Annotated in this window: 1 protein-coding gene; it reads right to left on the reverse strand. The window is 60.7% G+C overall.

Features of this window, described 5'->3' with window-relative positions; translation table 11 throughout:
* Positions 1-209, reverse strand: a 209-nt coding sequence (locus P9254_RS28905; RefSeq protein ID WP_278103928.1) for a mannonate dehydratase, incomplete at its 3' end; no start/stop codon positions are given.
* Positions 210-257: the final 48 nt, after the last annotated feature.

Here is a 257-nt window from a genome sequence, read left to right on the forward strand (position 1 = left end):
GAGTTGTGGACCGGAATGCTCTCGACCACCGACCATGTCAGGCCGGCAGCCTCGATGACACGCTTGCGCTCCAGAATGCTCTCGAGCGGCCAGGTGCGCCCGTCATAGATATCGTGCAAGGCGCTCACCACGCCGGTCGCACCGGCCTGCCTGACATGATCGAGCGTTACCGGGTCGTTTGGTCCATACCAGCGCCAGCACTGTTCCATTGCCGCTTCCTTCTGCGAGAGGATGGCAACCTATTGTTGGACCACAAT

Source organism: Mesorhizobium sp. WSM4983 (assembly GCF_029625765.1).
Taxonomy (GTDB): Bacteria; Pseudomonadota; Alphaproteobacteria; order Rhizobiales; family Rhizobiaceae; genus Mesorhizobium.